General features: G+C 71.1%; 4 protein-coding genes. All 4 read left to right on the top strand.

What is annotated here, in order from left to right:
- A partial coding sequence (locus ACRDP3_RS02290; RefSeq protein ID WP_431515099.1) for an ATP-binding protein occupies positions 1-465 on the top strand: 465 nt, incomplete at its 5' end.
- Positions 466-726: 261 nt separating this feature from the next.
- Positions 727-2130 carry a PIN-like domain-containing protein gene (locus ACRDP3_RS02285; protein WP_431515098.1) on the top strand — a complete coding sequence of 468 codons (1404 nt, stop codon included), beginning with the start codon at positions 727-729 and terminating at the stop codon, positions 2128-2130.
- Positions 2131-2285: 155 nt separating this feature from the next.
- Positions 2286-6173 carry a PglY protein gene (locus ACRDP3_RS02280; RefSeq protein WP_431515097.1) on the top strand — a complete coding sequence of 1296 codons (3888 nt, stop codon included), beginning with the start codon at positions 2286-2288 and terminating at the stop codon, positions 6171-6173.
- On the top strand, positions 6173-8517 hold a 2345-nt coding region (gene pglZ / locus ACRDP3_RS02275; RefSeq protein ID WP_431515096.1), incomplete at its 3' end, for a BREX-2 system phosphatase PglZ. The genes ACRDP3_RS02280 and pglZ, both read left to right, overlap by 1 nt.

Below are 8517 nucleotides of genomic sequence, written 5' to 3'. Positions count from 1 at the left end.
CGGGAGTTCGCCATGCAGTTCACCTCGACGCCGCGCGGTGCGCGTCTCGCCCGGCGCCTGGTCTCGGGTCGGCTGGACGACTGGGGCTACCCGTACGACTCCACGACGAACGAGACCCTGACCCTCATCACGGCCGAGCTGGCCGCGAACGCCGTGCGCCACGGCCACGTGCCCGGGCGGGACTTCCGTCTCCGGCTCACCGAGGCCGTCACCGGCACCACCACCGCCTCCGCCACCACGCGAACGACCCTGCGTATCGAGGTCGCCGACACCCGCGACCGGCGCCCGGCGAGCGGAAACCGCGAAGCCCCCTCCCCGCACGATGCCGAATCGGGCCGCGGCCTCTACCTCGTCTCCCAGCTCGCCGACCGCTGGGGCATCGCACCCCGCGCCGGCGCGCCGGGCAAGGACGTCTGGGCGGAGCTGCACGTCGCTACCGAATGTCCCGCTCGTGCGGAGAAGTAGGGCTGCGAAAGCAGACCGGATCTCGAGACTGCGATTTTCGCAAGTGGTCGCACCGTTCGGCGAAATCGAGCCCACCGTGTCCGACGTGGACGAAGGGGATCCGGTCTTCACCCCGTGAGACTCTGGGCGACAAGTCCTCGTCAGAACGGAGTAGTTGGCTGAGACGGATCTCGCAGGACGCTGCCCGGCCTGGAACCATGCCCTGCACGCCCCGAGGAGATCAGTACGGGGGCCGACCCGACGAGGGGAAGCAGTCAGCCCATGGCGTTGAAGGACGACCCCGTGGAGGGCGGGACCGGGCGGGGGATCTTCGACTGTGACGCCGCCCACCGCAGTCCCCTCAAGGACGACTACGAGCGGATCTTCCAGACCGGGATGATCGTCCTCGATACGAACGTGCTGCTGAACCTGTACCGGTCCAACGCGCGTACGCGCCAGGACACTCTGGCGGTGCTGACCAAGCTCCGGGACCGGCTGTGGGTGCCGGACCAGGTACTCACCGAGTTCTGGCGCAATCGCGAGCTGAAGTCGGTCCGCCATCACCACAGCACCAAGGCCAAGGAGACCTCCGCGGCTCTGGACAAGGCTCGCCGGTCCGCGCAGGACGCGGTCGAGCGGTGGGTGAAGGACGTACGGCTGAAGCAGGACGAAGAGGTCACCCAGCGGATCGACGAGGGCCTGGAGGCCCTGACCGGGGCCCTGGACGGGCTGCGGGAGATCATCGACGGGCAGGCCGAGTGCGACGCGCTGACGGACACTGCCGAGACCCACATCGACCCGGTGCTGAGCGCACTGGACCCTCTCCTGCAGAACCGGATCGGTGAGCCGCTGTCGCCGGGGGACTACGACAAGGCCGTCCAGGAAGCCCAGAAGCGGGCCGACGAGGAGATCCCGCCGGGATACGAGGACTTCCGGAACAAGTCGCCGGAGCAGGCGGCCGGCGACTACCTGCTGTGGGTTCAGCTGGTCGGCGAAGCGCGGACCCGCGAGCGTGATGTGCTGCTGGTCACCGGGGATGTGAAGAAGGACTGGTGGCAGACCCGCGACGGTGACATCCCGGCCCGCCCCAGAGCCGAGCTCGTGGTGGAGCTGAGGGAAGCGGCAGGCGTGCGCCTCTACATGCTCACGCCCGCGGAACTGCTCACCTGGGCCGAGGAGTTGCTGGAAGGGCTGCAGGTCGACAAGGACTCGGTGAACGACCTGGAACAGCTGCGGGGAGCAGACCGGGGGGATGACGCCCCGGAAGCCGGGTGGACTCGGGAGTCGCTTCTCGCCTTCCTGAGAGCACTGTCCGGCCGCTACCCCGCGCACGCCAAGGTGATCGTCGCTGCCGCCGCGAACGGCGGGTTCGTGGACCGTGCCACGGTGTACGAGCTGGCCGGGTACCCGGAGGACCGTCAGCTCAAGGGCTTCACCCGGCCCATCAGTACGGTGGCACGGGAGTTGGCGGACCTTGGATCGCTGCACGGCGAGGAACCCTTCCTGCTCCACACCATCTACGGCTCGGCGACCGAGCCGTCCTGGGCCACGGGATTCCGCATTCCCGAAGAGACCGTCCCGGTGCTTCGTGAGTGCTTCGAGGACGGGCCGCTGTGGCCACCCTCCCCCAAGGGGGACGGCGACCCCTCCGAGGACTCCGGCCACCTGGACGGCGGCGGGCAGTAGCAGGGCGAGCGCCCGTCTCCGGCCCGGCATGACGTACCTCGTGAGGCGGAGTTCGCAGCCCCGGACCGGGTGTCGGCGCGGCCTGGCAAGATGAGGGGTGACATGCGCGCTGCGCGGAGAATGTGAACCGCCGAGTGAGGGGACGACAGTCGCCGATGCCCACGAATGAGCTCTTCCTGCGGGATGTCATCGACATCAAGGAAGACGTCCATGCCGGCGATTTCAAGGTGGAGCTGACCGGCGGTTTCACCGAGACGGATGCCCGGGTCGCCGAGTACGTCGTCACCGACCAGCTCAAGGACGCCTTCGGCAGGGCGTTGGGGATCGTGCGCGCCTCCGTCCGCGGGGGGAACTCCTACGCCGGTTACCTGCACGGTTCGTTCGGCTCCGGCAAGAGCCACTTCCTGACCGTGCTGCACGCGATTCTCAACAACGAGCCCTCCGCCCGCGCCAAGCCGCGGCTTCAGGAGGTCATCGCCGAGCACGACGACTGGCTGCGCGGCAAGCGGTTCCTGATGGTGCCCTACCACCTGGTCGGTTCGACCGACCTGGACTCGGCGCTGCTCGGCGGGTACGTCGCCGCGGTACGGCGCCTGCACCCGAAGGCACCCACGCCGCCGGTGTACCGGGCCGACTCCATGCTGGCCGACGCCGCCAGGTTCCGCGGTGCGATCGGTGACGCGGCGTTCGCGGAACTGCTGCCCGCGACGGGGGGAGCGGCCGGTGCCGCCGAGGACGACCTGGAGGTGATCGACGGTGCGGGCGGGGGCTGGACGGCCGCCGAACTGCGCCGGGCCTTCGCCGCGCCCGCGGGCGACCCCCTGCGCAGCAGGCTGGTCTCCGCGCTGCTGACCGGACCGATGTCGTCGTACGCGGAGGGCGCCCGGGGCGATGCCCAGGCGTTCCTGCCGCTGGAGAACGGGCTCGCCGTGATCAGCCGGCATGCCGAGTCGCTCGGTTACGACGGCATCGTGCTCTTCCTGGACGAACTGATCCTCTGGCTGCAGGCGCACATGTCGAACCGGGAGAAGGTGAACACCGAAGTCAGCAAGCTGGTCAAGCTGATCGAATCCGGTGACAGTGCGCGACCCGTGCCGATCGTCTCCTTCATCTCCCGTCAGCGTGACCTCTCCCAGCTCGTCGGCGCGGACGTGGTCGGCGCGGATGTGAAGAACCTGGAGCAGCAGGTCGAGTACCTGGCCGGCCGCTTCGACGTGGTGAACCTGGAGGACCGCAACCTTCCGGAGATCATCAAGGAGCGCATCCTCCAGCCGAAGGACCAGCTGGCCCGCGCCGCGCTGGCCGACGCCTTCGCCTCCATCGAGTCCAGCAACTCCCAGGTCAAAGACGTGCTGTTGGACGCACACGGTGCGACGAACGCGGACTGGTCGGACTTCCGGTCCGTCTATCCGCTCTCGCCCGCGCTGCTCAACGTCCTCGTCGCGCTGTCCGGCGCTCTGCAGCGCGAACGCACCGGTCTCAAGCTGCTCCAGGAGATGCTACGGCGCCGCGGTGGCGTGAAACTCGGCGAGCTGCTTCCCCTCGGCGACCTGTGGGACGTGCTCTCGGACGGCACCGGTGAGGCGTTCACCGACCGGCTCAAGAGCGAGGCCGAGGCCGCCCACACCTTCCACACCAAGGTGCGGGCACACCTGCTGGGGAAGTACGGCTCGGCGGACCACGAGAAGTTCATCGCCGACGAGCGGTTCGTCAAGACACTGCTGCTCGCCGCGCTCGCCCCGGACGTACCGGCGCTCAAGCGGCTCACCGGCGGGCGTATCGCCGCCCTGAACCACGGCTCCATCCGCTCCCGCACCGTCGCCCCCGGCTCGCTCGTGGTGAACCGGTTGCGGGAGCTGCAGGCCGAGTTCGGGGAGATCCGTGCGGACGGTGACCAGGACCCTGTGTTCACCCTGCACCTGTCCGACCTCGACATCGAGCCGCTGCTCGACATGGTCGCCGACGAGGACAAGGCCGGCGCCCGGCGCATCTGGGTCAAGGACCAGCTGTGGAAGGCGCTCGGGCTCAGGGAGACCGGCGCGTTCGTCTGCGAGCACGAGATCGTCTGGCAGGGCACCCGGCGCACCGCCGAGTTCGTCTTCGAGAACGTCCGCGACCCCGGGCAGCTGTCCGAGGAGCAGTTCCGCCCCGGCGTGGACGGGCGGGTCCGGTTCATCCTGGACTACCCCTTCGACGACGGGCAGCACTACCCGAACGACGACGCGCGTCGCGTCGAGGGCCTCCGCTCGGCGGGGCTCACCGCGCCGACCCTGGCCTGGCTGCCGTCGTTCTTCTCGGAGCAGAAGAACGCCCAGCTCGGACGGCTCATCAAGATCAGTTATCTGCTGGAGCGCGACCGGCTCGACGACTACGCCGGACACCTCGCCTCCGACGACCGGGTCCGGGTCCGCCACCAGCTCGCCGCCCAGCGCGACACCCTGACCTCGCAGCTCACGGCGACCCTCGGGCAGCTGTACGGCATCGCCAAGCTGGACGAGAACAGCGTCTCCGCGGAAGTCAGCGAGGGCAGGCACATCCTGTCACTGCTGCCCGAGTTCAGCAGGCCGCAACTGCAGGGCGGCAAGTCCTTCCAGGACAACATGCAGCACCTGGCCGGCGGTGTCTTCCAGGCCCTCTACCCCAATCACCCCGACTTCGGCCGGACCGGCGACACCAAGCCCGTCACCCTCGCGGAGCTGAAGACCGCCCTCACCTGGATCACCCGGGCCATGGACGACGGCGGGCGGCGCGTCGAAGTCGACAGCCACCAGCTCAAGACCGTCAAGCGCATCGTCGAGCCACTGGAACTCGGTCAGGTGCACGACGGGCCGCTCGTCCTGCGCAACGACTGGCGCGCCCGCATCAACCAGGCCGCCCACCAGCACCGCCCCGGCGCGGAGGACCTGACGGCCGAGGACATCCGCGAGTGGATCGCCCGGGACCACGGCTGGACCGGGCTCGACAGGAACGTCAGCAACCTGATCATCGCGACGTACGCGCTGCTCGACGACCGGGCCTGGATCCTGCACGGCGGCAACCCCGAACCCCAGCCACCCGAACTGGACCGTATCGGCGCCGGCTACGCCCTGCGCGCCCAGCAGCTGCCGACCGAGGAGGAGTACGCGACCGCCCGCCGGCGCGCAGCGAAGATCTTCGGCGTGGCGGTGCAGCCCACCCTCTTCGCCCGGAACGTCAACAAGCTCCACACCCGCGTCCGCGAGAAGGTCGAGCAGTACGAGCAGCCGGTCAACGCGGTGCGGACCGTCCTGAACAGGCGCGCCGAAGCGCTGGGAATCCAGCAGCACGCCGGTGCGCGGACGGTGTCGGGCAGGGACGCGGCGGACCTGCTGGCCCGCCTCGGACAGCACCGTGAGGCGACCGCGCTGGTGCGGGAACTGGCAGGCGCCTCCTACGCCACCTCGGACGAGGAACTGGCCACCACCGTCACCTCGGCGCCCGAGGTGCTGGCCGCACTCGACGACGCCGACTGGCGGCTGCTCGGCAGCGTCCGCGGATTCGCCGGGCGCGGGGACGGCGTCGGCGAGCGGGCCGAGCGGCTGCTCGCGGAGATCGCCACGGCAGCCACCGACAGCGAGTTCCACCGTTCGCTTGTCCCCGTGCTGGCGTCGATCCGGGACAAGGCCGTCGGCATGGTCGAGGACGCCGCCCGGCTGGCCCAGGTGGAAGACCCCGTCACACCGCACGCGACGCCCGAACCCACCGCGGACGACGTGTCTTTGACGCCGCACGGCGATCCCGCGGTGCCCGGCGGCAGGCGGGAGACCGCCACTGCGGACGCCGCTGTGCCCGGCCCCCGGGCGCCCTCCTCGGACTCCGGTACGGGCGCGGCGGCGCCGTCCCGTACCGTGCGGTTGCAGCCGAGCCGCCTGGAGAACGCGCTGGGCAAGGAGATCGACCACCTCTGGGACGAGATCCTCGCCTACTCGGCCGATCACCCGGGCATGGCGGTCGAGATCACCTGGCAGGTGGTACCCGCGGAGGACGGCAGCGCCACGCCCACCGACGACAAGGCGCAGTCCTGATGGCTGTCCGGCCGCTCATCGACCGCCGGATCGTCGAAGCGCTCCTCGAGACCGAGCTGCGCCGCGCGGGCGACCGTCGCCTGCTGCTCGTCAACGCCCGCTACGACGGCGCGGCGCCCAGGGAGTTCACCGCCCGGATCGACGGCCGGCAGCGGCCGGTCAGAGTCACCGACCAGGACTCCGTCCTGGGCGTCGTCGACGCCTGGCAGCGGCTCCTGGCCGACCCGGCCGGCGACCGGGTGCTGGTGGTCACCAGCGAGGTGCCGGCGACCGTGCTGGGCTGGGACGTACGCGCACACGCGGTCGGACGTCGCAGCCTGCCCGTCGACCGGGCCGAGCTCGTCAAGCAGCTGTTCGGAGCCACCGATCTCGACGCCCGCATGGTCCGCGAGACCTGGCTGCTCGACGCGTTGCTGGAGGCCGAGCCGGTCGACGGCTGGCCGCGCGGCGGCTCGGTGCTCACCCGCGACTCCGCCGTGCAGGCCCTCGTCGGTGAGCGTCTCGGCCTCGGTCCCGGCGCGGCGGGGAACAGGCACGACCTGGACAGCACCGCGCTGCTCGCCTGGTCCCGTACGACAGCCGGCCCCGCCCGCTTCCGGGAGCTGCCGGAGGCGGAACGCGAAGGGCTGACCGCCTGGCTCACCGACACCGTCGGAGCCGCCGCGCCCACCCTGCTCGCGCTGGCCGCCGACGGCCGCGCGCAGGACGCGATGGCGCTCGGTGTCCTCGGCTCCGTACTGAGCGCCGCGGACGCCCCCGCCGGTACGAGCTTCGCTCTCGGCGGCATCTTCGGCTCCACCCTGCGCTCGGACGACCTGCCGGGATTCACCGCATCCGTGACCGGCACCCTCGCCCGGTGGATCGCCGAGGCCGAGGCCAACAGCCCGGCAGGCGCCGAGGCGCGGCACCAGGTCTACGACGTACTCGACCGTGCCGACGAACTCGCCGCCGAGGCGGGCCTGGAGGAGGCATTGCGCGCGCACCCGCTGCTGCCCTCCGGGCTGAAGGCGCGCCTACGAGAACTGGCCGATGCCCTTGATGCCTCGCCCCGTTCCGCCGAGGCCGCCCTGGACCGGGTGCTGACCCACCACCTGGCACGTCTGCACCCGGCGAGCTGCGATGCGGCGGTCATGGCGCTGCGCGTACTGCGGTGGCTCGACGGGCCGGTCCCGACGGTGGAATCGGTCGGGCAGGCGGTCGGTGAGCACCTCGCACAGTGGGGATGGGTCGACCGTGCGCTGGCCGTTCTGGCGGCCGGGGACCCGATGGGCGACCCGGTACTGGGGAAGGCCTACCACCTGCTGATCGGCAGGGCACGGGCACGGCGCAGCGCCCTCGACGAACAGTTCGCCGCCCGGCTCGCGGGTTGGGCCCTGACCGCGGCGCCCCAGGCACCCGGAGGAGCCCTCCTCATCGAGGACGTACTCGCCACCCTGGCCGTGCCGGTGGCCTCCATGAAGAGCCCGCTCGTGCTCGTGCTGGACGGGATGAGCGCCGCCGTGGCCGCCCAGCTCGGCGACGAGATCGACCGCCGGGTGTGGACGGAGATCGTGCCCGCACCGCCCGGCCCCCTCGCCGTGGCTCCGCGACGGCAGGCCGCCGTCTCCATGCTGCCGTCCGTCACCACCATCAGCCGGGCCTCGCTGCTCTGCGGCGCACCCACCAGCGGCAAGCAGGCGGTGGAGAGCAGCGGGTTCGCGGCGTTCTGGCAGCAGCGCAGGCGCACCGGAAGGCTCTTCCACAAGGGCCGGATCGCAGGCGACGAGGGACACCGGCTCGCCCCCGAGCTGCTCGAAGCCCTCGCCGGGGACGATGTCGTCGGCGTCGTGCTCAACACCATCGACGACGCGCTGGACCACGGGCAGGAAGGCGAACGGTCCAGCTGGCGGCTGGCGGACATCAGTCACCTGCTCGACCTGCTCAACGCGGCGCGCGGGTACGGCCGTCCGGTGATCCTCGTCTCCGACCACGGGCATGTCACCGACCGTTCGCCGCAGGGGCAAGGTCCCGTGAAGGCCACCGGAGCGCGCAGTGCCCGCTGGCGTACCGGCGGCCCGGCGGGGGAGGGCGAGGTCGAACTCAGCGGCCCGCGGGTGCGGGAGGGCGGCGGCACCCTCGTGGTGCCGTGGCGCGAGGACATCCGGTACACGCCGCGCAAGGCCGGATACCACGGCGGAGCATCGCTGGGCGAGGTCACCGTACCCGTGATCACGCTGGTGCCCTCTCAGGACCTGATGCCCCCCGGATGGGTGGTGCTGCCGGAGGAGCAGGCCGTGCCGTCGTGGTGGCGGCCCCGCGCAGGCACCACGACCGCCGGGGCCGAGGACGCCACGGTCCGCAGGCC

It is taken from the genome of Streptomyces sp., from assembly GCF_050698815.1.
In the GTDB taxonomy this organism is placed as follows: domain Bacteria; phylum Actinomycetota; class Actinomycetes; order Streptomycetales; family Streptomycetaceae; genus Streptomyces.
This window is presented reverse-complemented; position numbering and strand designations above follow the sequence as displayed.